The organism is Catenuloplanes japonicus (assembly GCF_000717135.1).
GTDB lineage: Bacteria > Actinomycetota > Actinomycetes > Mycobacteriales > Micromonosporaceae > Catenuloplanes > Catenuloplanes japonicus.
Map to the genome: position 1 here is coordinate 1 of NZ_JNXY01000030.1, position 22,758 is coordinate 22,758.

The 22,758-nt window shown below is 71.4% G+C and carries 23 protein-coding genes; 10 read left to right on the plus strand and 13 right to left on the minus strand.

The annotated features are described in order from the left end of the window. Window positions 1-165 precede the first annotated feature (165 nt). The 6 genes from OP04_RS53910 to OP04_RS35345 all read right to left on the minus strand — a co-directional run bounded on the left by OP04_RS53910 (window position 166) and on the right by OP04_RS35345 (window position 6,721). Window positions 166-645: a MarR family winged helix-turn-helix transcriptional regulator gene (locus OP04_RS53910; RefSeq protein WP_198154090.1), complete on the minus strand. Its 480-nt coding sequence runs from the start codon at window positions 643-645 to the stop codon at window positions 166-168. 165 nt (window positions 646-810) lie between these two features. Then, window positions 811-1,680, minus strand: a complete 870-nt coding sequence (locus tag OP04_RS35325) for a hypothetical protein (protein ID WP_157240805.1) — start codon at window positions 1,678-1,680, stop codon at window positions 811-813. A 128-nt stretch (window positions 1,681-1,808) separates the two neighbouring features. Beyond that, window positions 1,809-2,117 (minus strand): hypothetical protein, encoded by a 309-nt coding sequence (locus tag OP04_RS56000; RefSeq protein ID WP_232323860.1) that lies wholly within the window; start codon window positions 2,115-2,117, stop codon window positions 1,809-1,811. A 390-nt stretch (window positions 2,118-2,507) separates the two neighbouring features. Further along, window positions 2,508-3,347, minus strand: coding sequence for a DUF559 domain-containing protein (locus tag OP04_RS35335; protein ID WP_198154092.1), 840 nt, complete (start codon window positions 3,345-3,347; stop codon window positions 2,508-2,510). Window positions 3,348-3,509: 162 nt separating this feature from the next. Beyond that, complete coding sequence (locus tag OP04_RS35340; protein WP_085067029.1) at window positions 3,510-5,684, minus strand: NosD domain-containing protein; 2,175 nt, start codon at window positions 5,682-5,684, stop codon at window positions 3,510-3,512. A 56-nt stretch (window positions 5,685-5,740) separates the two neighbouring features. Continuing rightward, the gene (locus tag OP04_RS35345) at window positions 5,741-6,721 is read right to left on the minus strand and encodes a diacylglycerol/lipid kinase family protein (RefSeq protein ID WP_033344367.1); all 981 of its coding nucleotides are present in this window, start codon (window positions 6,719-6,721) and stop codon (window positions 5,741-5,743) included. Between the two features lie 102 nt (window positions 6,722-6,823). Here OP04_RS35345 and OP04_RS35350 point away from each other — a divergent pair, with 102 nt between their 5' ends. The 4 genes from OP04_RS35350 to OP04_RS35365 all read left to right on the plus strand — a co-directional run bounded on the left by OP04_RS35350 (window position 6,824) and on the right by OP04_RS35365 (window position 10,398). Next, the gene (locus OP04_RS35350) at window positions 6,824-7,654 is read left to right on the plus strand and encodes an ABC transporter permease (RefSeq protein ID WP_033344306.1); all 831 of its coding nucleotides are present in this window, start codon (window positions 6,824-6,826) and stop codon (window positions 7,652-7,654) included. Window positions 7,655-7,730: 76 nt separating this feature from the next. Then, window positions 7,731-8,726 carry a taurine ABC transporter substrate-binding protein gene (locus tag OP04_RS35355; RefSeq protein ID WP_232323861.1) on the plus strand — a complete coding sequence of 332 codons (996 nt, stop codon included), beginning with the start codon at window positions 7,731-7,733 and terminating at the stop codon, window positions 8,724-8,726. Beyond that, the gene (locus OP04_RS35360) at window positions 8,713-9,498 is read left to right on the plus strand and encodes an ABC transporter ATP-binding protein (protein WP_033344308.1); all 786 of its coding nucleotides are present in this window, start codon (window positions 8,713-8,715) and stop codon (window positions 9,496-9,498) included. Before OP04_RS35355 ends, OP04_RS35360 begins: the two co-directional genes overlap by 14 nt. Window positions 9,499-9,537: 39 nt before the next feature. Beyond that, window positions 9,538-10,398 carry a TauD/TfdA dioxygenase family protein gene (locus tag OP04_RS35365; RefSeq protein ID WP_033344309.1) on the plus strand — a complete coding sequence of 287 codons (861 nt, stop codon included), beginning with the start codon at window positions 9,538-9,540 and terminating at the stop codon, window positions 10,396-10,398. On the opposite strand, the gene OP04_RS35370 is transcribed toward OP04_RS35365, so the two are convergent. Continuing rightward, window positions 10,399-11,109 (minus strand): alpha/beta fold hydrolase, encoded by a 711-nt coding sequence (locus OP04_RS35370; RefSeq protein ID WP_198154093.1) that lies wholly within the window; start codon window positions 11,107-11,109, stop codon window positions 10,399-10,401. Between the two features lie 313 nt (window positions 11,110-11,422). On the opposite strand from OP04_RS35370, the gene OP04_RS35375 reads away from it, so the two are divergent. Continuing rightward, window positions 11,423-11,662, plus strand: coding sequence for a hypothetical protein (locus OP04_RS35375; RefSeq protein WP_033344311.1), 240 nt, complete (start codon window positions 11,423-11,425; stop codon window positions 11,660-11,662). A gap of 8 nt (window positions 11,663-11,670) precedes the next feature. Here the strand turns inward: OP04_RS35375 and OP04_RS35380 are convergent, their stop codons facing one another. Together OP04_RS35380 and OP04_RS35385 are read right to left on the minus strand one after the other, a co-directional pair. Beyond that, window positions 11,671-12,342, minus strand: a complete 672-nt coding sequence (locus OP04_RS35380; protein ID WP_033344312.1) for a response regulator — start codon at window positions 12,340-12,342, stop codon at window positions 11,671-11,673. Then, window positions 12,339-13,448, minus strand: a complete 1,110-nt coding sequence (locus OP04_RS35385; protein ID WP_033344313.1) for a sensor histidine kinase — start codon at window positions 13,446-13,448, stop codon at window positions 12,339-12,341. Before OP04_RS35385 ends, OP04_RS35380 begins: the two co-directional genes overlap by 4 nt. 134 nt (window positions 13,449-13,582) lie before the next feature. On the opposite strand from OP04_RS35385, the gene OP04_RS35390 reads away from it, so the two are divergent. Continuing rightward, window positions 13,583-14,104 (plus strand): sigma-70 family RNA polymerase sigma factor, encoded by a 522-nt coding sequence (locus OP04_RS35390; RefSeq protein WP_033344314.1) that lies wholly within the window; start codon window positions 13,583-13,585, stop codon window positions 14,102-14,104. Between the two features lie 115 nt (window positions 14,105-14,219). On the opposite strand, the gene OP04_RS48725 is transcribed toward OP04_RS35390, so the two are convergent. Together OP04_RS48725 and OP04_RS56005 are read right to left on the minus strand one after the other, a co-directional pair. Continuing rightward, a complete protein-coding gene (locus OP04_RS48725) occupies window positions 14,220-15,377 on the minus strand; it encodes a hypothetical protein (protein WP_063746746.1) in 1,158 nt (385 codons plus the stop codon). Window positions 15,378-15,387: 10 nt separating this feature from the next. Beyond that, window positions 15,388-15,666, minus strand: coding sequence for a hypothetical protein (locus OP04_RS56005; RefSeq protein WP_232323862.1), 279 nt, complete (start codon window positions 15,664-15,666; stop codon window positions 15,388-15,390). A gap of 278 nt (window positions 15,667-15,944) precedes the next feature. Between OP04_RS56005 and OP04_RS35400 the strand changes: the two genes are divergently transcribed. Next, the gene (locus OP04_RS35400; RefSeq protein WP_051799589.1) at window positions 15,945-16,883 is read left to right on the plus strand and encodes a GNAT family N-acetyltransferase; all 939 of its coding nucleotides are present in this window, start codon (window positions 15,945-15,947) and stop codon (window positions 16,881-16,883) included. Between the two features lie 111 nt (window positions 16,884-16,994). On the opposite strand, the gene OP04_RS35405 is transcribed toward OP04_RS35400, so the two are convergent. Continuing rightward, the gene (locus OP04_RS35405) at window positions 16,995-18,077 is read right to left on the minus strand and encodes a WxL protein peptidoglycan domain-containing protein (RefSeq protein WP_051799590.1); all 1,083 of its coding nucleotides are present in this window, start codon (window positions 18,075-18,077) and stop codon (window positions 16,995-16,997) included. A 230-nt stretch (window positions 18,078-18,307) separates the two neighbouring features. Next, window positions 18,308-19,444, minus strand: coding sequence for an HtaA domain-containing protein (locus OP04_RS35410; protein ID WP_051799591.1), 1,137 nt, complete (start codon window positions 19,442-19,444; stop codon window positions 18,308-18,310). A gap of 187 nt (window positions 19,445-19,631) precedes the next feature. On the opposite strand from OP04_RS35410, the gene OP04_RS53920 reads away from it, so the two are divergent. The 3 genes from OP04_RS53920 to OP04_RS35425 all read left to right on the plus strand — a co-directional run bounded on the left by OP04_RS53920 (window position 19,632) and on the right by OP04_RS35425 (window position 22,749). Further along, the gene (locus OP04_RS53920) at window positions 19,632-20,513 is read left to right on the plus strand and encodes a hypothetical protein (RefSeq protein WP_033344315.1); all 882 of its coding nucleotides are present in this window, start codon (window positions 19,632-19,634) and stop codon (window positions 20,511-20,513) included. 152 nt (window positions 20,514-20,665) lie between these two features. Continuing rightward, entirely contained in the window at window positions 20,666-21,685 is a 1,020-nt protein-coding gene (locus OP04_RS35420; protein ID WP_232323863.1) for a heme/hemin ABC transporter substrate-binding protein, read from the plus strand. A gap of 56 nt (window positions 21,686-21,741) precedes the next feature. Beyond that, window positions 21,742-22,749, plus strand: a complete 1,008-nt coding sequence (locus OP04_RS35425) for a FecCD family ABC transporter permease (protein WP_232323864.1) — start codon at window positions 21,742-21,744, stop codon at window positions 22,747-22,749. The last annotated feature ends 9 nt before the right edge of the window (window positions 22,750-22,758 follow it).

Sequence of the window (22,758 nt, forward strand, 5' to 3'; positions counted from 1 at the left end):
AAGTCCGCTACGAAGCTACCGTCACGGTCGCTTCGATCATGGTCTGGCTCCGCATGAAGATCGACTGAACCAAACCATGATCCATCAAACACGACCTAGATCCCCCCACACACCTACTCGTCGCGCTGCCACACGACGACTAGTACATCCCCCCGTGCAGGTGAATCAGGCCGCGGCGACCGGGCGCCGGGCCAGCAGGTGCAGCGCGCCGAGGAACTGCTCGCGCGAGCCCTCGTCGAGCGAGGCCAGCGTCTCCTCCTCGGCCGACTCCAGGCCGGCGGAGAGCTCGGTGAGCACGGCGCGTCCGGCGTCCGTGATCACCAGGCGGCGGACACGGCGGTCCGCGGCGGACAGGTGCCGCTGCAGCATGCCGGCCCGCTCCAGGTCGTCGATGCGGTCCGTGACCACGGTGCGGTGGATCCCGAGCCGGTTGGCCAGCGAGATCTGCGTGCCGTAGTCACCGGCCGACACCGCGGCCAGTATCTCGTATCCATGTTGACCACCTGGCGCGGTCGCCAGGACCGCGTCGGCGCGTGCGAGGTAGTCACGGAGAACGGTACGTAGCGCCCAGCCGAGACCGGCTGAGGAGGGCGGCGGTACGTGCCGTGCGGGGGCGGGTCGTGGGGTGAGCGAAATGCGCTGCACGGTCGATTCCTCCTCGTGCGAATGTGCCGGGCTTTCAGCAATTAGGCCCGCGCTGGGTTGACGACCTGTTGACGAGTGATAGGTGCCTTAAGTTCGAAGGGTGTCGTAAACACAGCAAAAAAGCCCGGAACGCCGATCATGGCGTTCCGGGCTAATTACTGAGAGTTACTTTTCGTCGTCTTCTTCGTCGAGCTCGTCGTCGTCCTGCTGCCCCTGTGCCGCCTGCTGCGCGTGGGCCGCGTGCTGCGCCTGGGCATGCTGGACCTGCGCGTGCTGCGCCTGCGCCGCGGCCTGGGCCTGGGCGGCCTGGACCGCCTTCTGCGCCTGCGCCGGGATGGCGACCGGTGCGGACTCGGCCTCGTCGTACTCCGCGTCCTCCGTCAGGCCGGCCTCGACCTGCGGCTGGTCCACCCAGAGCGCGCGCAGCTGGCCCTGCATGAACGAGGTCAGCCGACCGCGGTACTCCCGGTCGAACTGCTCCAGCGCCTCGATCTGGTCCTGCAGCGACTCGCGCTTCGCGCCGAGGCTGCCGACCACGTCGTCGAACCGGCGCTGCGCCTGCTGACGGGTGTGCTCGGCGTTCTGCTCCGCGTGGGCCTCGATGGTCTTCGCGGACGCGCGCGCATCCGCCACGATCTTCTCGGCCATGCGGTGCGCCTCGTCGACGCGCGCCTGCGAGTCACGCGTCATCCGCTCCGCCGCGCCGCGCGCCTCGGCGACGGCCTTGTCGGCCTCACGGCGCACGTTCTCCGCGTGCTGCTCCGCGGCCGCGGCGATCTGCTGCGCCGCGGCGGCCGCATCGGCGCGGATCTTCTCGGCCTGGGCCTGGGCGCTCGTGATGTGCACCTCGGCCGTGCGCTGGGCCATGGTCAGGACCTGGAGCGCCTGACCGGGCATGGGCGGACCGCCGGCGGGACCTCCGAGCTGGGCTGCCATCGCGGGCATGATCTCGGGGTGCTCCGAGGTCGTGCTGTCCGGCACTGCGTTGCCGTTGAACATCACCTTGACACGATCCTTCATCCGATTGTCAGCCACGACTTTCTCCGTACGTGTGGGCTCATACGCGCGGCTTCGTGCCGACGAGACGCCGGTGAGACGGGCTTTGAACCGCGGCATGTTACCAAGACGCTGAGCCCTAATGCGAGGGTCGCTCTCCCGGTATTTCAGCCGACTCGGGACCCGGCGTCGCCTATGGTCGCAGCGCGGACGTCCGACGGCTGACCGAGGCCGATGGCGCGGTGCAGAAAACCGCCGCTGACCTGCCCGAACTTCTGGCAGGCAGCGACGGCGTGCACTGGGTGGACATCCCACGTTGCGATGAGGTAACCGGTGATCTTCTGACCGGGATCTTCGGATTTCATCCGTTGGCGATCCGCGACTGTGTGCAACGGAATCAGATCCCGAAGGTCCACGCCTATCCCGATCACACCTTTGTCGTACTGCATGCTCCCGAATTGGGTGCGGCCGGACATGTGCAAATTCAACCCCATAAACCCGATCTCCCCCTCCCGTCGCACTCACGTTCCGCGGCTCCCGCGGCCGTCAGCCGCGTCGTGTCAAGGTCAAACCCCACCCGCCCGTCGACCCCCTGCGGTGTGCCGGGCCACGGCGGAACCGGCTCCTCGCGACGAGCGGAGCGCCAGCGGAGCCCGACGCGAGGTTTGCCCGCGGGAGCAACGCTGCCGCACCACGCCGGAAGCGGGCAAGCAAGATCTTGATCTGGGTTGTCGCCTCCCGGTCGCTGCGAATACCGGCGGCAAGGCGCGAGCCGGGCCGTCGCGTCAGCAGGCTCGGGGCCTGGGGGCGCCCCAGGAAAGCTCGAGCGCCCGAGGACCAGGCCGGAAGCTTGAAGATCTTGGCTGTCAGGTCCGGCCGGCGGCGCGGCGGCGTCGGGCGGTGGTGATCGACTGGACGGTCTCCGCCGGGCTGTGCAGCACGTCGTTCGCCGTGAAGCGGAGCACCAGCCAGCCCTGCTGCACCAGTCGGCGCTCCCGGGCGACATCGCGCCGGAACGTGGTCCGATCCCGGTGATGATCGCCGTCGTACTCGATGGCGATCCGCAGGTCCGGATAGGCGAGATCGATGCGCAGCCACCCCTGATGCGTGCGGACCTCGAACTGGGCGACCGGCCGCGGCAGTCCCGCATCCATGATCAGCAGCCGCAGCAGCGTCTCCATCGGTGACTCCGCCAACGGCTCCGTCTCCGCGAGGCGTGCGCTGAAGAGCGCCGTTCCCCGCCAGCCCCTACGCGTGCTCGCGAAGCGCGACAGCCGGTCCACGGTCACGAGTTTCCGGTGGAGAAGCGCGTCCAGCGCCATGATCGCTTTGTGCCGGTCGGGCTGCCGGCCGAGGTCGAAGGCGGTGCGGGCCGGGCTGGTCACCGGTAGTCCCGCGCGCATGACGTGATCGCCGGACGGTAGTAGCTGGTGCTGAATCAGCAGTCCTGTCTGTGCCCGCATCCGCCGGGGTGGCGGGACGGTAACGCTGACCGGTGATCCGCGCTCGGGCGTGCCGGCACCCCACAGGAACGCGGCGCTCTTCCCGCAGATCGCCGCTCCGTCCGGGAGCGCGAGCGCGGCCGCGTCGCACCACATGCGGTGATCGTCCGGATTGAACTCCGTGGCCGCGACATATACGTCCTGGAACAGTCGTCGCCACGCCACCCCGGTCAGCTGCCGCTTGGTCAGCAGCCCTTTCGCCACTGCCTCGCTCCCGCGAAACGGCAGGAAGCGGAGCTTTTCCGGCATCGAAGCACGTCGCACCACGCGGACATCCTGTCGCTTTCGCAAAGATCAACGTCGACAGATACGTGGGATACCTTACGGTGGCTTCATAAGGTATCCCACGTATCTGTCAGTGCTGGGTTACTTGGGGGACCAGCCGGTCTGGGGCTTGTCGTCGGATTCCTTGATGAAGAGGCGGGGCTCGGAGCCGGGGCCGATGCGCTGGTAGAGGTCGCCGGCGCTGCCGGTGACGATGCCCTCGGGTGTGACGGTGCCGGTGAGGGCGCGGCCGCCGCCGAGGGAGGTGGCGCCGGCGGATATGACGGACCTCTCGGGCAGGAACTCGAAGCCGGTGACCGGGCCGCCGTCGTTGAGCGCGCAGACCGGCGTGGTGATGATGTGGGTGCCGGCGAAGCGGATCGCGGTGGTGGCACCGCGGATGGAGTTGGCGGTGATCGACAGCGGGCCGAAGGAGTTCGCGGCACCGACCTCGATGCCGGTCTTCCAGCGGCCGGTGTCGCGCACGCCGATCGTGTTGCCGCGGACGGAGATGCCCGCGCTGGGCCCGGCGTCCGCCCGCAACTCGACCGCGGCGGTGGCGCCGGGGCCGGCCGCGATCAGCAGGTTGTCCGTGACGGTCACGTCCTCGCTGGTGTCGACGCGGATGCCGCCGCCGGCCGAGACCTCGCACAGGTTGCCGGTGATCAGCGCCCGGTCGACCGGCCGGTCGTTGACCTGGCTGATCAGAATCCCGTAGTTCGTGCTGCCCGTGATGGTGTTCCCGGCGATGCGGACGGTGTCGCCGCCGCGCTGCACGTGGACGACCGGCCGCTCCGGAAGCACGCCGCTGAACACGTTGTCCAGGATCGACAGTTCCCGCACGTCGGTGCTGAAGAGCGTGCCACCGTCGATCCGGTTGTTGCTGAACGTGACGCGGCGGGCCGGGTCGGGGCCGGACGGGCCGGAGAGCGCGACCGAGATCGTGCCGGTCCGGTGGACGATGACGTTGGAGTCGATGATGATGTCGGCCGGCCCGCCGGTGCTGGTCGGCTCGAGGTCGATGGCCGCGTCCGTGCTGGGCGCGCTGACGTCGAAGTGGCAGTCGCGGACCCAGATCGCCCGTGTGCCGCGCTGGAAGCCGACGCCGGTGCGCTTGTTCTGGACGAAGTGGCAGTGCGAGATCACGATCTGTTCCACCGGCCGGACGGCCTCGCCGAGCAGCCGCACCGCATCGCCGGCGGACTGGAAGAACCGCACGTCCGAGATGATCACGTCGCGGGTGCCCTGGCCGATGTTGATCGTGTGGACCTGCTCGTTGACCGCGGCCTGGGTCAGGTACGCCCCGTGCATCGACAGGTCCCGGAATCGCAGGCCGGTGGCGCCGGTCATGCCGATCAGGAACGTGTCACGGTCGCTGACGTCCTGGCCGGGCATCATCCGCAGGACGGTGGCGCCCTGCCCGGCGCCACGGATCGTGACGTTGCGCCGGTTCGTCAGATTGATGATGTTGTTGGTGGCGGGCGGACGCTTGAAGTCGTAGACGCCCGGCCCGAGCACGATCTCGGTGTCGTCCGCGATCGCCGCGAGGAGATCCGGCAGGCTGTCCGCGCCCCACACGTCAGCCTGCACGTCCGTCACGTCCCGGACCGCCGGGTCGCGCAGTTGCAACTGGTCCCGGCCGGGCAGGGTGACGGCGGTGACGACGGTCCGGAACAGCCCGGCGCCGGTGAGCGTGAGCGTCTTGTTCAGGTCGTCGTGGGAGAACTTCGCGGTCGCGCTGCTCAGCCCCCGCCCGCCGATCGTCACGACGCCGTCGGTGACGGTCCGGGTCCCGAGGTTCAACGTGAGTCCGGTGCGTGTGTGCCGGGCGTAGTCGCTGAGCCCGACCCGGCCGGGCGCGTTCAGGTGTGCCACCGCGCCGGTCACCGCGACGGACGCGGCCGTGCCGAGCGTGATCGTGGTGGTGTTGACGAACCCGGTGACGTCGGTGATCAGCGTGGTGCCGCCGGGCCCGGCGCCGGCGACCGTGATCCGGCGCCCGACGTGCGACTCCCGGAACCCGACCGCCTCGGCAGGCTTGGCCGGGTTGACGAGCGTGCCGGTCAGCCGCGTGCTCCCCGCCGTCATCGCGGCGTCGTTCACCAGCTGGTGCTGGTCGAGCTCGACGATCCGTGCGGTCAGGTCCGCTGCCCCCGGGATCGCGATCTCCTTGCCCACGGCGCTGTCCGGCAGTTTCTCCCCCGTGGCGCCGAGCAGCCGCTCACCGGCCATAATGGACACTGACTTCAGCCACAGGCCGTCAGCCTTGATAGTCATGGTGTTTCCCCCTTAGGAGAACGACACTGCTCTCCGGCCGGGGGACTTGACCATGCTCAGTCCTTGATCCGACCGGCCTTCGTGAGGCGCTGCAGGCGTTCCGCGGCCGCGTTCGCGTCGACCGCGAGATCGGGGTGGCCGGCTGGCTCGGGCACGCACAGCCACAGCGCCTTCGGCAGAACGGACGCCTCCAGCACCGTACCGGGGTCGATCAGGTCGCCGTCCAGCTGCCGCGCCTCGGTGCCCTTCGCCTCGATGCGCACGCGGGCGCCGCGCAGCACCTCCAGCGAGGGCACCCGGCCCTGCCGCCGCATGACGCCCCAGGCCATCGCGACCCACTGGGACAGCGTGCGCGGCGACAGCACGGCCACGTCGAGCTTGCCGTCGGCGGGGTCGGCCTCCTCGAGCAGCCGCACGCCGCCCTGGAGCCGGCCGACGTTCGCGATCAGGACCGTGCGCGCGCGGCGGCGGAACGGGGGCTGGTCGTCGATGGTGATCGTGACGCGCATCGGACGGTCGCGCAGGTGCCGGGCCGCGCCGATGACGTAGGCCGGCCAGCCGATCCGCTTCTTCGTCACCTCGGACGTGGAGTCGAGCATCTTCGCGTCGAAGCCGAGCCCGGCCATCACCGCGAAGCAGGAACCCTCGGTGCGGCCCACGTCCAGCCGGCGCAGCCCGCCCTCGATCGCGACCGCGAGCCCGGTGTCCAGGTCCGCGGCGAGCCCGAGGTTCGCGGCCAGCAGGTTGCCGGTACCGGCGGGCAGGATCGCGAGCGCCACGTCCGTCTCCGCGAGCGCGGTGACGCAGGCCATCACGGTGCCGTCGCCGCCGGCCGCGAACACCACCTCGGCGCCGTCCTTCATCGCCTCGGTGGCCTGGCCGCAGCCGGGGTCCTCGGGCGTGGTCTCGTACCAGCGAGGTTCGGGCCAGCCTGCCGCGCCGAGCACACGCGTGACGGTCTCGCGGAACGTGTCGAGGTCGGGAACCTTCGACGGGTTGACCACGACCGCGCAAGCGGTGGGGACGTTGAGTTCCATGGGCGCGTGTTCCTCCAGGTAGCAGGCCATTCCTGCTTACCCCGTGAGACGGCGCGGCACACCCCATTGCCTAATTCCGAGTAGTCCTATAGGAATATCAGGGTGACCGCTGTGCTGGAGTCCGCGGCGCCGACGACGACCGTCGGCCCGACCGCGGCCACGAGGAGGAACCGGAAGCGCCATCTCGGCCTCCGGCTGATCGCCGTCGTCGTGCTGCTGGCGCTCTGGGAGATCACCGCCCGGGTCATGCAGAACCCGACGTTCATCCCGTCGCCCGCCGCCGTGTGGGAGCAGCTGATCAGGACGTCGACCGAGGGCTACAGCGGGCACCTGCTGATCGAGCACCTCGGTGTGAGCCTGCGCCGCATCCTGATCGGCTCCGTGATCGGCGTCGCGGCCGGTCTCGTGGTCGGCGTGGTGATGGGCACGGTCCCGTGGGTGCGGGTGGTGACCGAGCCGGTCGTCACGTTCGTCCGCGCGCTGCCGCCGCTGGCCTACTTCAGCCTGTTCATCATCTGGTTCGGCATCGACGAGACGCCGAAGCTGTGGCTGCTCTCGATCGCGGCGCTGCCCCCGGTCGCGGTCGCCACCGCGGCGGCCGTGCACGCGGCGCCGACCGGCCTGGTCGAGGCCGCCCGCGCGCTCGGTGCGACCCGCGGCGAGGTGGTGCGCGACGTGGTGCTGCCGCACGCGCTCCCGGAGATCTTCACCGGCATCCGGCTCGCGGTCGGCATCGCCTACTCGTCCGTGGTCGCTGCCGAGACGATCAACGGCGTGCCGGGCATCGGCGGCATGGTCCGCGACGCGCAGCGCTACTCCCAGACCGACGTGGTGGTGCTCGGGCTCTTCGCCATCGGCATCTCCGGCCTGCTCATCGACGCACTGCTGCGGCAGGCCGAGGACCGGCTGGTCCCCTGGCGCGGGCGCGTCTGATCAACAACCACAACCATCAGAGGGTACGAGTGTGAGCTCTTTCAAGCGTTTTGTGGCAATTGCGGCTCTTGCGCTGGTGACGACCACCGCCTGCGGTGACGGCGCGGCCAGCCAGGGCCGGGGCGGCGACTCCGCGGACAGGACCATCCGCATCGCCTACCAGGCGTTCCCCAGCGGCGACCTGATCGTCAAGAACCAGGGCCTGCTGGAGAAGGCGCTGCCGGACTACAAGATCACGTGGACGAAGTTCGACTCCGGCGCCAGCATCAACACCGCGTTCGTGGCCGGCAGCATCGACATAGCCGCGATCGGCTCCAGCCCGGTCGCACGCGGGCTCTCCGCGCCGCTCCACATTCCGTACCAGGTCGCGTTCGTGCTGGACGTCGCCGGCGACAACGAGGCGCTGGTGGCCCGCAACGCGTCCGGCGTCAAGGACGTGGCCGGCCTCAAGGGCAAGAAGGTCGCCACCAGCTTCGCGTCCACGTCGCACTACAGCCTGCTCGCGGCGCTGGACCAGGCCGGGCTGAAGGAGTCCGACCTGACGATCGTGGACCTGGAGCCGCAGGACATCCAGGCCGCCTGGACGCGCGGCGACCTGGACGCGGCCTACACCTGGCTGCCCACGCTGGACGCGCTGAATAAGGACGGCACCGTCCTCATCTCCAGCCGCGAGCTGGCCACGGCCGGCAAGCCCACGCTCGACCTCGGCGTGGTCGCCACCTCGTTCATCGAGGCGCACCCGGACGCGGTCGACGCCTGGCGCAAGGCCGAGTCGCAGGCGCTGGACCTGATCGCCACCGACCCCACGGCCGCCGCCACCGCGGTCGGCACGGAGCTCAACCTCAGCCCGGACGAGGCGAAGAACCAGCTCAGCCAGGGCGTCTTCCTCACGCCGGCCGACCTCGCCACCGACGAGTGGCTCGGCACCGAGGGCAAGCCCGGCAAGCTGGCCGACAACCTGGTCGCGGCCGCGCAGTTCCTCGCCGACCAGAAGAAGATCGACGCGGTCCCGGACCTGGCCACCGTGCAGAAGGCGGTCTACGTGAAAGGGCTGCCCGGTGTCCTCTCCTAACGACGGCGGCGAGGCCGCGATCACGATCGAGGACGTCACGCACGTCTACGGCGCCGGCACCGACGCCGTGACCGCGGTCGGCCCGGTCGACCTGACCGTGCCGGAAGGCGAGTTCCTGGTGCTGGTGGGCGCGTCCGGCTGCGGGAAGAGCACGCTGCTGCGCCTGATCGCGGGCTTCGAGGAGCCCACCACCGGCACGGTACGCGCCGCGGGCCAGCCACCCCGGCCGGGCCGCGGCGCCGGGCTGGTCTTCCAGCAGCCGCGCCTGTTCCCGTGGCGCACGGCCGGTGGCAACGTGGACCTGGCACTGCGCTACGCCAAGGTGCCGAAGGAGGAGCGCGTCGCCCGCGTCCCGCAACTGCTGGCCGACGTGGGCCTGCGCGACGTGGAACGCCGGCGGGTCTGGCAGATCTCCGGCGGCCAGCAGCAGCGCGTCGCGATCGCCCGCGCGCTCGCGGTCGACAACCCGCTGTTGCTGCTCGACGAGCCGTTCGCGGCGCTGGACGCGCTCACCCGCGAACGCCTCCAGGAAGACCTGCGCCGGGTCAGCGCGGCCACCGGCCGGACCAGCGTCTTCGTCACGCACAGCGTGGACGAGGCGGTGTTCCTCGGCAGCCGCGTCGTGGTGCTCACGGCGCGGCCGGGGCGGGTCGCGCTCGACCTGCCGATCCCGTTGCCACGCAGCGGGGTCGAGCCGGAGGAGTTACGTGCCCGGCCGGAATATGCGGCCCTGCGCGCGGAGATCGGGCACGCCGTGCGCGCGGCCGCCTGAAAAGCACACCTCACGTCGTACCGTCGAAGGGATTTGATCATGACAACCACGGCTGTGCAGCTGCGGCTCGACCCGCTCGGCCCGCACTTCGGCGCGGACGTGCTCGGGCTGGACCTGGCCACCGCGAGCGACGACCAGATCGCCGCGATCCGGGCCACGCTGGTCGACCGCAAGGTGCTGTTCTTCCGCAACCAGGCGCTGGACGTGGACGCGCAGGTGCGCCTCGGCAACCGCCTCGGCCGGCTCACCGCGTCGCACCCGGTGATCGGCCCGCTCAGCGACAAACACCAGGAGATCTACGCGATCGACAGCGCGGACAACGGTTTCGCGGACGTGTGGCACACGGACGTGACGTTCGTGCGGCGGCCTCCGATGGGCTCGATCCTGCGCGCGGTCACGCTGCCGCCGAGCGGCGGCGACACGAACTGGGCGGACTCGCAGCTCGCCTACGAGTCACTGTCACCGGGCGTGCGCACGCTGGTGGACGGCCTGACCGCGGTCCACGACGGGAACCGGGAGTTCGGCTACTACCTGGCGCAGCGCCGCAACGGGCGCGGCAACGAGTGGGACGGCGAGGTCGTCACGCGGCTCGACCCGATCGAGCACCCGGTGGTGCGCGTGCACCCGGAGACCGGGCGGAAAGGGCTGTTCGTGAACCCCGGCTTCACGTCGCACATCGTCGGCGTGTCGGACGCGGAGAGCCGCGGCATCCTGGACCTGCTCTACGCGCACCTGACCAAGCCGGAGCACATCGTCCGGCACCGCTGGCAGCCCGGCGACGTCGCCATGTGGGACAACCGCAGCACGTCCCACTACGCGAACAGGGATTACGGCACGCAGCGTCGCGTCATGCACCGGATCACGCTGCAGGGCGATGTGCCGGTGGGCCCTCCGCTTTGATCATCTCGGAGCGGTGAGGAACGGGATCACCGCCCTCTCGAACTCCGCCGGCCGGGTGCTGTGGATGCGGTGCCCGGCCGGGATCGTGATCAGCCGGCCGTCCGGGAGCGTGCGGGCGAGGGTGCCGAGCCGCTCCGCGGAGATGTGGCTGCGCGGGCCGCCGCCGATGATCAATGTGGGGGCCGCGATCCGTGGGACCCGGTCCCACCAGGCCTGGTCCGGCTCGCGCAGCCGGCGGATGGCTTCCTTCAGCGCCCGGTGGTCGAAGTCGCCGCGCTGGGCCAGCATCATCAGCCCCGGTAGCGCGAGCCGCCACGCGGGCAGCGTCTGCGACCGTGCGGTGGACGACGGCGCGGGCGGATCCTCCAGCACCAGGCGCGTCACCCGGTCCGGTTGCGCCTGTGCGACCAGCGCGGCCGTGTAGCCGCCGAGCGAATGCCCGACGAATGCCGCTTTCTCCAGGCCGAGCGCGTCCATCGCGGCCAGCACGTCGTCGCGGTATCCGGTCAGGGGATAGTCGCCGGTGCGTGCGCTGCCGCCGTGCCCGCGCAGATCCATCGCGACCGCCCGCAGCCCGACCCCTGCCAGCGCCGGCAGGAACGCCTCCCAGGTGACCGAGCCGCGGCTGCCACCGCCGTGCAGCAGGACCACCGGTGGCGAGCCCGGGTCACCTTCTGTCCGATAGGCGATCGTCACTCCGCCTGCGTTCACGGTCCTCATCGCAGCGGAGCTTACCGAGTCTCTGGCGTCGAGGTCCGCGCTTGCTGCGACTGACCGCGCTTGCTGCGACTGACCGCGCTCGCTGCGACTGACCGCGCTCGCTGCGATCGGCCGGGCACTCCGTGCCCGAAATATTAGGAAATAGCAGCCGGTGCGCCGACCGTGACCCACTCCGAAAACTCACTGACGCGTGTGTATGGGTTCTGCGGCGCAGCCTGATGCCTGCGCGGTGGCATGGTGTGACGCGTGTGCGCGGGTTTCGCGGCACGGCTTGGTGGGTGCGCGCGAGTCCTACCGTGAATGGATGACGCTGATTCTCGTGGCCGCCGGTGCTGCGGCCGTCATCCTGATCGCGGCCGGGGTGTTCGTGCTCGTCTCCCGTCGGCGCCGGGTGCCGGTGACGCCGGAGGAGAAGCTGGCCGCAGCCCGCCGGGCCGCGCAGGCGCTGCGCCGGAAGCCGCGGTCCGGCCCGACGAACCTGTTCACCGGCACGGCCGACGCGCTCCCGCCGCAGGAACCGGGCGGGACCGACTCCGGATACTGAGCGGCCGGTCAGCCCCGGCGTGGGATGACCAGCCCGCTCTCGTACGCCACCACCACTGCCTGGGCGCGGCTGGCCAGCTCCAGCTTGCCCATCAGGCGTTTCACGTGTGTCTTCACCGTGGCCTCGCTCAGCACCAGCCGCTCCGCGATCTGCGTGTTGGACAGCCCGTTCGCCACCAGGCGCAGCACCTCGGTCTCGCGCGCGGTCAGGCTGTCCAGCCGGGGCGCGGCGGTGGCGGGGGAGCGGTGACGATCCGCATAGGCCTCGATCAGTCGCTGGGTGATCCGCGGCGCCATCAGCAGATCGCCGGCCACGATGGTGTGCACGGCCGCGATGATCCGCTGCGGCGGTGTGTCCTTCAGCAGGAAACCGGACGCGCCCGCGCTCAGTGCGGCATACACGTACTCGTCCAGGTCGAACGTGGTCAGCGCGACCACGCGCGGCTTCGGCTCCTCCGCCGCGGCGAGGATCGCGCGGGTGGCCGCGATGCCGTCCACGGTGGGCATGCGGATGTCCATCATCACCACGTCCGGCCGGGTGCGGGCCGCCATCGTGATCGCCTGCTCGCCGTCGCAGGCCTCGCCGACCACCTCGAGGCCGGGCGCGGCCGTGAACAGCGCGATCAGGCCTGCACGGATCAGCGCCTGGTCATCCGCGACCAGCAGCCGCACGGCACTCATGGGGTCTCCTCCAGGGGAAGTCGAAGCACAACTCGGAAGCCGCCGCCGCTGCACCGGCCCGCGGTGAGCACGCCGCCGTAGAGCTCCGCGCGCTCCCGCATGCCGCGGATGCCGTGCGAGTCCGGCGACGGCGCCGGGTTGTAGGGCTTCACGCCGTCGTCGGTGATCATCACGGTGAGCGTCAACTCGCCGTACTCCACCTCGACCGTGGCGGTGGCGGGACCGGCGTGCTGGAGCACATTGGTCAGTGACTCCTGCACCACGCGGTACGCACAAAGATCCGGGCCGGCGGCCAGCTGGCGCACCTGGCCGGTGGTGGTGAGCGTGACCGAGAGCCCGGCCGACCGGGTGCGCGACACCAGCTCCCCGAGATCGGCCAGGCCCGGCTGCGGGCTGAACGGATCAGCGTCCTGCTCGATGCGCAGCACGTCGAGCAGGCGGCGCATCTCGGACAGCGCCTCGCGGCTGGCGTCGCCCACGGTCGCGATCGCGGCCTTCGCGGTCGGCGGGTCGGTGTCCAGCACGTATTCCGCCACACCGGCCTGCAGCGAGATCACCGACATGTGGTGCGTGACGATGTCGTGCATCTCGCGCGCGATCCGCACCCGCTCCTCCGCCACCGCCGAAACGGCCTTCGCGGCCAGCCGTTCCGTGCGCAGCATCCACCGGCGCGTGCTGTCGCCGACCGCCCACGCCACGGACATGGCGAGCGCGGACTGCAGGATGTCGGAGACGGCCAGCGGCACCGGGAACGTCCGGTACGCCACCACCACGGACAGCAGCGTGACCACGAACGCGGTCGTGCCCGCGAGCCGGCTGCGCATCGCGGCGACGGTGAACAGCCCGACCACCATGCCGAGGCCGGTGTTCGGCCAGGCACCGAAGCCGAGCGTGCTGTAGAGCACGAGCGCGACCACGATCACCGCGAACGTGCCCACCGGCGCCCACTGCCGGAACGCGATCGGCGCCACAGTCAGGAACGCCAGCAGTGTTGCCAGCCAGTGTGGCTTGCCATCACTCTGGGTGACCAGGTTGGCGGTGGTCAGCACGGTCAGCGCCACCGTCAGCAACACGTCGGCCAGCACCGGGATGAACAATTTCCGCACGTCACAGACGCTATCGCGAGTGGATCCCCGCGCGCGTCTCCCCGTGGAAGGACTGCGGCGTACCTCCAGAGGGGTATGTGCATATGCCGCTCTCGGGTGACGACGCGTAGGCGGTCACGTCCTAAGTTCGTGTGATGCGGGCAGGCTCGGAGATATCAGAAGGCCTTGAGCTTCTGTATCGGGAGCACGGCGCGGCGCTGATGGCCGCGCTCACACGGGTGACCGGCGGCGACGTGCACCAGGCCGCCGACATCCTCCAGGAGACCGCGATCCGCGCCTGGAAGCACCCCGAGGCCCGCAACGCAGAGGGCACGTGGAACAGGGCGTGGCTGCTCACGGTCGCGCGCCGGATCGCCATCGACCACCTGCGCGCCGCACGCGTGCGCGTCACCGAGGTCAGCGACGAGCACCTCGAGGGCCGGGCGCGCGTCGAGGACACCGCCCAGCGCGCGCTCGACCGCATGGAGGTGCGCGCCGCGCTCGCATCCCTGCCGGAGACGTCCCGGCGCATGCTCGTCGGCACCTACTTCGAGGGACGCACCGTCGCCGAGATGGCCGGCGTGCTCGGCATCCCCGAGGGCACGGTCAAGTCCCGCACGTTCTACGCACTCAAGTCACTGCGCCGCGCGCTGCTGCAGCGCGGCTATGGTTTGTGACGCGTCGTTCCGGGCATCTGGGGTCATGGCACAACCAGACCCGTTCCCGCTGATCGACCCGAACGAGCCCGCCCCGGACGATGCCGGCGAGCTGCTCCCCGACACCCCCGACACGCTACCGCCGCCCCCGATCGAGCCGTCCCCGGACGATCCCGGCGGCGACCCGGGCGCGGTCCCAGAACCCGCCTGACCGCTCTCCGGGGACCAGCCGCTCCATCTCGGACACCGGCAGCGCGGGCGCGGCCGCGGCGGCGCGTGCAACCCAGCTCTCGTCGTCGTGAAGCAGCCGGGCGAGCACGGGTCCGGGCAGCCGTGGATGGGCGGCGACAGCGGCGCGGACCTGAGGGTCCGGGTCGCCGGCGAGGCGGACGATGATCTCCGCGGGCAGGTCCGGATCGCGCGGCGCGAGGCAGCGCACCCGGGGGTCGTCGTCGGTGGCGAACCGGCGCAGCGACTCGGTGGGGAAGCCGAGATCGTCGGCCGGCCGCCACCGCATGCGTTTCGCGGGCCGGTATTCGCGCTCGATGCGTTCCGCTGTGGCCGGATCCACCAGATGCGGCGCAGATCGCGCGGCCGCGACGGCAACGCTGTTGTCCTCGTCGTCGAGCAGACGGCGGACGACCTCCGGCGGCAGTGCGGGGTGGGCGGCGGCGGAACGCCGGAAGCACGCGTACGGCGAGGACACGTGCGGCAGCGGATCGGCGGTCACCCAGGGCAGGTGCAGCATGGCCAGTTCGGTGACCGCGTACTCGTTCTCGATCCACTGCTCGAGCTCCGCGTCGTCCATGTCACGATTCCAGTCGGCAGCCGCGGCGCCACCCAGAATGGCGTCGTGGATGTGCCGGCGCATCGCCGAAGCCGTGTCCGATCGGGTGAAGACGGCCAGCCGGACCCGCGCTGACCTGTCCTCGGCGAGCCGGTCACGCAGCGCGGCCGGTAGCCCGCGCACGGCGGCCAGCTCGCGCCGCACGTCGCTGTCCGGGTCCGCCGCCAGCCGTTCCATCAGCGGCGGGGTGAGCGTGGCGTGCCGTATCGCGGCCGCGCGGGTGGCCGGGTCGTCCAGCAGGCCGGGTATCAGGTCTGCCGGCGGGGTCCGGCGCGGGTGGTAACGGAACCAGTCGGCGCGGACCTTCTCGACCGGATCGGTGAGCAGCGCCCGGGAGACGTCATCCGGCATGTCGCTCCAGAACAGCGCGACCGCGGCCCGGACCTCCGGGGCAGGGTCGCGGGCGAGAAGAACGCCCACCCGGGCGTCAGCCGCGAACGGCAGCACCGAATTGTGATCATCGATCGGGGGCGGACAGCGCCGGAGCTGCCAGCGCCTCGCGGACACGCGGATCATGGTGCGCGGCGAGACGGAGCCGGGTGTCCGACGACAGCCTGGGATTGCGCGCCAGCGCGCGCAGCAACCACTCGTCGCCGGAGGCCATGATCTCGGCGATCAGGCTGCCGGGCAGATCGGGCCGTCTCGCGATCTGGCCGCCCGCGAACTCGAGCCCGATCATCCTGCGCATCAACGCCTCCGGCAGCGCCGGATTCTCCGCGAGCCCGAGCAGCACCACGTCCCGGTTCACTCCTCACCACGCAGGAACGGCAGCGCCTCGTCCCGGAACGTGTCCGGCGTTCCGGCCGATCGCAGCCGGGCGTGCGCCGGCTCCTCGACGCCTGTCATCTGCGCACCCTAGCGGCTGGATAATCGGTTGCGGGGGCCGGTGGGCGCGGGGTAGACAGAGCGGACCTACGAGCAGGAGGGAGGCGCAGCGATGTTCCGCATGATCATGCCGCTCGTGCCCTTCCGGGAGACCGTGTAGGGCCACGGGCATCCTTTCTGGGAGAGCACGTGACGCTCGAAATTCGCACCATCACCGGGCCCGAGGACGTCGATCTCTTCAACGGCCTGCCGTATCAGCTGAACGACGAGGTCGCCAAGGATCTCGAGGCCGGGCGGCGGCATCCGCACTGGCTGTGGGTGGCGTTGCGTGACGGCCGGCTGGTCGCGCGCGCCGGGTTCTGGTCGCGGCCCGGCGATCCGGAGCCGATGGTCACCGACATCTTCGATGTCGCAGAAGAACAAGATCTGGATGACGGGGTACGACTCCTGGAGCGCGCCCACTCCGCTCTGCGCAGCAAACCTGAGTACACCAGGTTCGTGGCGCCGGACTGGCGGGAGACCGGCCCCGCCCCGACGCTGCTGCGGATGCACGCGATCGAAAGACTCGGCGGGCGGCTGTTCGTGGAGCGGTTGCGGCTGCACTGGCCGGCCACGTCGCCGGTGCCGCTGCCGCGCGGGCGTCTCACGTTCCGTCAACCGCGGGACGCGGAGGAGCTGATCGGGCTGATGACCCGGGTGATGGACGGGACGCTGGACGCGCACGGCCGGGACGAACTGACCCGTCAGTCCGCGGCGGAGGCAGCGCGCGCGCAATATCACGAGGAGTTGCTGCGCTACCCCAGTCCGCGGGAGTGGTGGCGGGTCGGCGTGCTGGCGGACGGGACGGCGGCCGGGTTCGTGCTGCCGGGCCACAACGGCTACAACCCGATCATCGCGTACATCGGCGTCGTGCCGGAGCAGCGCGGACTCGGCCTGGTCGACGACCTGCTGGCCGAGGGCACGCGCCTGCTGGCGGAGCAGGGCGTGCCGCACGTGCGCGCGGCCACGGACGTGGGGAACGCGCCGATGGCGGCCGCGTTCGACCGGGCCGGCTACCACGTGTTCCAGCGCCAGATCGACATGGTCTGGCCCGGACCGGCAGTGGCGACCGAGCCCATCACGCCGTGAGCGGCCGGGCGGTGCCGGCCGGCAGCGGGCGGACAGCGGTGCCGACCGGCCGCGTGGGCTTCGGGCATAGAGCGTTCCTGACTGACAGCGCAGTCTGGCTCGACTGAGCGGTCAGGCCGGCGTCTCGACGGTCTCCACGACCTCGGGCGCCGGCCTGGCCGCCTTCCGGCGCGCACGGACGTACCGGACGAGCCTGTAGAGAGCCCAGATCAGCAGCAGCGCCAGCAGCCCGATCAGCACCCACGGCGGTGCCCACAGTGACGCGCCCAGTGTGACCGGGCCGAGCAGCGTGTCCGGTGTGGACGGCACGACGGAGACGGTCGCGGTGAGCAGCCCGGCCGGCTGCACGCCGGTGATCTGCTCGGTGATGGTGATTTCGCTGCCGGGCAGCAGCTCCGGGACCGCGAGCGTGTCCGTGGCCGCCAGCCGCCAGCCGGCCGGCCCGGTCACCCGCACGGTCGACGCGCCGGTCAGCCGCAGGTTCCCGGTGTTGCGCAGCCGGTACGTGATGGTGGTCGTGCCGCCGGTGGCCGGGTTGACAGGCTGGGTGTGCGCGACGCGCAGCCCGTCGATCGTCATCTCCGGCCGGGCCGGCCCGGCCACGGTCAGGTAGATGCGGACCGCGATCCTACGGTCGACCAGCACGGTCTGCCCGTTCGCGTCCGTGGCGGACTCCGCGATCGACGCGACCAGTCCGCCCGCGTGGTCGCCCGGTGAGGCGTTGCCCGGCACGCTCAGCCGGAACGGCACGTCCAGGCGGGTGTTCGCCGGCACCGTGTAGGCCCGGGACGCGAGCGTCACCCAGGAGCCCACGTCGGCCGGCGACTGGGACGCGGGCAGCAGCGCGAACGCGCCGTCCGCGGTGGTGTAGGCGTCCGTCCCGTACACCGTGAAGGTCTGGGGTGTGTCCGTGAGGTTCGTGATCCCGAGGTGATCGGTCCGCTCGGTGCCGGGCGCGTTGTCGTAGATGAAGTAGTCCCGGCCGTCGGGCCCTCTGTCCGTGGACGGCTGCACGGCCCACCGCGCGTCACCGGGCGCAGCCATGGCGACGGGGAAGGCCGCGGCGACGGCAGCGGTCGCCGGGACCGCAGCGGTGGCCGGAACTGCCGACGCACCCGCAGGCACGGCGAGCACGGATATGGAGGAGACGAGCAGCGCCGTGGCCGCGCGGCGGAGGTGTCGGAGAGTGGTCACGGCGGAATTGCTCCAATGTGGTGGGATGGATCCAACCCGGCGGCGCCGGCCCCAGGGGAGGGGGCCGGCGCCGCCGGGGCCGATCTGTGCCTGCTCACAGGACGAACCTGCGTCAGGCAGGGCCGCGCCGGAGCGCGTGCGCCGTGTCAAGGCGCGTAGGCCGCGCCGGAGCGCAGCACGGATCCCGCTCGTGGCCAAGCCCGCGGGACCCTGCCCGGCTGAGCGCTAACTCAGGCCAGCGTGAGCGTGAGCACGGCGGCGTAGGAGCCGGCCGCGCTGGACTCCGGCACGCCGAGGCTCAGCGCCGCGCCGCAGGTGGAGCTGCCGAGGCTGCTGCCGGCCGCGGCCTTGCACAGGGCCCGGCTCGCGCCGAGGCCGCTGCCCGCACCCGGCGCCGCGGGCGAACCCGGGCTGACCGCGGCGGTGACGCCACCGGCGGCCTTGAGGCTGCTGGTGACGACGGACGCGGTCGGGGTCCAGCCGAGGTTGTCGGCCGGGATCACGCCGCCGCCGGTGCTGGTGAAGTCCGTGACCTGACCGACCAGGTCCCAGCCGGCGTTGGTGCCGCGCAGGTCGCTGACCGTGACCGGGTTCAGCGAGCCGGTGGCGGTCGCGCCCGGCGTCGCCGCCGAGAGTGCCACGGACGTGCCGGACGCGGCCAGGGTCAGCGCGCCGCCGGTGACGGCCGCGGTGATCTGCTGGGTGGCGCTGCCGCCGCCCGGCGTGCCCGGCTCCTCGGGCTCTTCCGGCTCCTCCGGCGTGGAGGAGGCGGACGCGGAGGCGGTGACCGGGTCGAGTGAGGTGCCGCCGGCGTAGAACCCGTTGAACGCGCTGGCACCGGCGTCGGTGAGCGTGGCCGCGAGGTTCGTCCAGGTGACGGCGCCGCCGTCGACGGTCGGGTTGGTGACGGCGAGCGTCGCCACCTCGGCCTGGTCGAGGTGCTGCTCGGCCATGCCGGTCAGGTCCACGTCCGCGAGGAGCGTGCCGGCGCCGTTCGCGCCCACGACCACGGTCGGGTTCGCGATCGTGATCGTGAAGAAGTGCGCCGGGTACGAGAAGACGACCGTCCCCCCGTAGTTGACCGTCGCCGTCCCGGCCGCGGCGTCGAACGTGCCGCCGGTGGCCGGGAAGTCGAAGGTGCCGTCCGTGTCGATCGTGGCGCCGTTGCTGGCGGCGATCGGCGGGTTGCCGTTGCCGGAGCCGACGTAGGCGCGGAACGACGCCTTGAAACCCCAGTCCAGCTTGCCACCGGCGACGTCGGCGGGGGCGGCGGAGGCGGGGGAGGCGGCGGTCAGCACCGAGGCTGCGCCGATGGTCAGGGCGGTTGCCCAGTACGCGACCCGACTCGGGCCGGTCTTCAGGGCCATGAGTGTCCCTTTCGGACAGATTGCTCGAAGGTGGAACTCGCCCGGCGCTTGGGGCCCGGCGGCAGTTAGGTTAGCCTTGCCTAAGCCGCGAAGTAAATGATCAACTTTTGTGAGCAGACCCACCGGTGCATCGCGCCGAGGTTTAGGTTAGCCTCGCCTAACTTGCAGTTCAAGCGTGGGAGGGTTTGTGCAGATCAGGACCGTTCTGACCGCGGCGCTGGTGCTCGCTGTCGTGGTCCTGCCGGCGTCGCCCGCGCACGCGGACACGAGCGCGAGCGGGCCCGGTGGACAGCGGCTGACCGCCTCCAAGTCCGCGCAGCTGAACCGGGCCGGCGAAGCGGTCACCGTCTCCGGCCGCGGCTACGACGAGACCAAGGGCATCTACGTCGCGTTCTGTGTGGACAACGGACCGGGCGCGCTGCCCACGCCGTGCGGCGGGGGGGCGGACACGTCCGGCAGCTCCGGCGCGTCCGTCTGGATCTCCTCCAACCCGCCGTCGTACGCGGAAGGGCTGACCACGCCGTACGGCGCCGGCGGCTCGTTCTCCGCCTCGATCCGCGTGGTGCCGGCGATCGGGTCCGTCGACTGCACGGTCAAGACCTGCGCCATCGTCACCCGCAACGACCACACCCGCACCGAGGACCGCTCCCAGGACGTCCGCATCCCGATCACCTTCACACCCGCCGGGGGTACGAGCGAGGGCGGCGGATCCAACGGCGGCGGATCCAACGGCGGCGCTACCGACAACGGCGGCGGAGGCGCCACCAACAACGGCGGGGGCGCCGTGCCGGTCGGGGGAGCGAACCCGGCCGCGGTGACGCCCGGCCGCACGTTCGCCGCGCCGAGTGCGCCGGCCGCGACCGCGCTGTCCACGGCCTCGTTGCCGCCGACCGGTGAGCCCGCGGCCATGGCGGGCCGCGCGAACCCGCTCCACCGGGTCAGCGCCGCGACCCCGCTCGGTCACTGGTGGGCGGTCGGCGGCGCGTTCCTGGCCGGTCTCGTCGTCGCCGCGATCGTGGGCCGCCTGCGCCGCCGTCGCGAGAACCGCCGGGCCGAGGCAGCGGCATGAGCGCCATGCCTGACGACGCAGTCCTCGAAACGCTGCCTGACGGCTCAGTCATGACCAACCTGCCTGACGGCTCAGTCATCAGTCCCCTGTCCGACCGCTCAGCCGGCGGCCGGTCGGGTCTATCCGGACATCACCACGGGAGAGGGTTCGTCGTGCGCAAGCTGGCCACGATCGCGGCCGCGGCGGCGTTGCTCGCCACCGCCGGTTGCACCACCGTCGCGGAGGCGGGTGGTTCCAGCTCGTCCGCGGGCGGGGACTGCGGCATCGTCACCGCGAAGCTGGACAGCGACGACATCTCACCGCTGGACCCGAAGCCGTCCCCGCTGCTCCCGGCCGTCGTGGACTCCGCGGACGGAAAGAAGGTCACGGTCACGGACGCGAGCCGGATCCTCGCGGTCAACCTCTACGGCTCGCTCGCCGAGATCGTGTTCAGCCTCGGACTCGGCGGCAGCGTGGTCGGCCGGGACACCTCCACCACGTTCCCGGCCGCGGCGCACCTGCCGCTGGTCACGCCGCAGGGGCACGACCTCGGCGCCGAGGCCGTGCTCAAGCTCGACCCGACCGTGGTCATCGCGGACGACAGCATCGGCCCGGCCGCGGTCCTGGACCAGCTGCGCGACTCCGGCATCCCGGTCGTGATGATCGACGACGAGGCCAGCCTCGAGGCGGTCCCGAAGCACATCCGCGCGGTCGCGGCCGCGCTCGGCGTGGCCGACGCGGGCGAGCGCCTGGTCACCCGCGTGCAGGGCGAGATCGACGCGGCGAAGGCGAGCGCGCCGAAGGGTGGTCAGCCGCCCAGGATCGCGTTCCTCTACGTGCGCGGCAGTGCCGGCGTCTACCTGATCGGCGGCAAGGGCGCGGGCTCGGACTCGATGATCCAGGCGATCGGCGCGGTCGACGCCGGCACGTCGATCGGGCTGGAGAAGTTCCGCCCGATGACCAGCGAGGGCCTGATCAACGCGGCCCCGGACGTGATCCTGGTGATGACCGAGGGCCTCAATTCGGTCGGCGGCGTCGACGGCCTTCTCACACTCCCCGGCGTGGCCCAGACGCCGGCCGGCGTGAACAAGCGCGTCGTCGACATGGAGGACGGCATCCTGCTCAACTTCGGCGCCCGCACCGGCCGCGCGATCCAGGCCCTGGCCGAGGCGGTCTACGCACCATGCGGCTGAGTCTGCGCTCGGCCGGATCGGTTACGGGGACCCGTACCGCTGGATCGCTCTTGATCGTGGGTTTGTCTGTGGCGGTGCTGGTGGTCGGCGTGTTCGCGGCCGGGTCGGGGCAGGTGCCGATCTCACCGTCCGAAGTGGTCGGTTCGATTCTGCACCGGATCGGGCTCGAGGCCGGGCCGTTGCCGTCCGTCGCGCAGGGTGAGAACGCGCTGTGGGTGGTCAGGTTTCCGCGCGTGGTGCTGGCCGCGATCGTCGGTGCCGCGCTCGGCTGCGCGGGCGCGCTGATGCAGGGCGTGTTCGGCAATCCGCTGGCCGAGCCCGGCGTGGTTGGGGTGTCGTCCGGTGCCGCGGTCGGTGCCGCGGCCGCGATCGTGTCCGGCGCGTCGCTGTTCGGGCCGTGGACCGTGGCGGTGGCCGCGTTCGCGGGCGGGCTGTTCACCACCGCGGCCGTCTACGCGATGTCGCGGTCCGGCGGGCGCACCGAGGTGGTCACGCTGGTGCTGACCGGCGTCGCGGTGAACGCGACCGCGGGCGCGCTGCTCGGGCTGCTGATGTTCCTCACCGACGACGACGGCGTCCGGGCGATCGCGTTCTGGCAGCTGGGCAGCCTCGCGTCCGCCACGTGGGCCGCGGTCACGGTGGCCGGGCCGTGCGCGATCCTCGGCATCACGGTCGCGGCGCTGCTGGCCCGGAAACTGGATCTGCTCTCGCTCGGCGAGCGCCCGGCCCGGCATCTCGGCGTCGACACGGAGCGGCTACGGCGGACGTCCATTGTGGTCGTCGCGCTGCTGACCGCCTCGGCGGTCGCGTTCACCGGGATCATCGCGTTCATCGGCCTGGTGGTGCCGCACCTGGTGCGCATGGTCGCCGGGCCGGGCCACCGCGTGCTCATCCCGGCCAGCGCGCTCGGCGGCGCGATCGTGGTCGTGCTCGGCGACCTGCTCGCCCGCACGCTGCTGGAATATCAGGAGCTGCCGCTCGGCGTGCTCACCGCGGCGGTCGGCGGCCCGTGCTTCTTCTGGCTGCTGCGCCGCACCCGGGCCCGCGCGGGAGGCTGGGGATGATCACCGCTT

Bases quoted from the DNA above. Each gene is read 5' to 3' on its own strand.
- OP04_RS56000 (WP_232323860.1), bottom strand. From the start codon at position 2,117: ATGTCCGGCCGCACCCAATTCGGGAGCATGCAGTACGACAAAGGTGTG.
- OP04_RS35340 (WP_085067029.1), bottom strand. From the start codon at position 5,684: ATGACTATCAAGGCTGACGGCCTGTGGCTGAAGTCAGTGTCCATTATG.
- OP04_RS35345 (WP_033344367.1), bottom strand. From the start codon at position 6,721: ATGGAACTCAACGTCCCCACCGCTTGCGCGGTCGTGGTCAACCCGTCG.
- OP04_RS35365 (WP_033344309.1), top strand. From the start codon at position 9,538: ATGACAACCACGGCTGTGCAGCTGCGGCTCGACCCGCTCGGCCCGCAC.
- OP04_RS35375 (WP_033344311.1), top strand. From the start codon at position 11,423: ATGACGCTGATTCTCGTGGCCGCCGGTGCTGCGGCCGTCATCCTGATC.
- OP04_RS35380 (WP_033344312.1), bottom strand. From the start codon at position 12,342: ATGAGTGCCGTGCGGCTGCTGGTCGCGGATGACCAGGCGCTGATCCGT.
- OP04_RS35390 (WP_033344314.1), top strand. From the start codon at position 13,583: ATGCGGGCAGGCTCGGAGATATCAGAAGGCCTTGAGCTTCTGTATCGG.
- OP04_RS35410 (WP_051799591.1), bottom strand. From the start codon at position 19,444: ATGGCCCTGAAGACCGGCCCGAGTCGGGTCGCGTACTGGGCAACCGCC.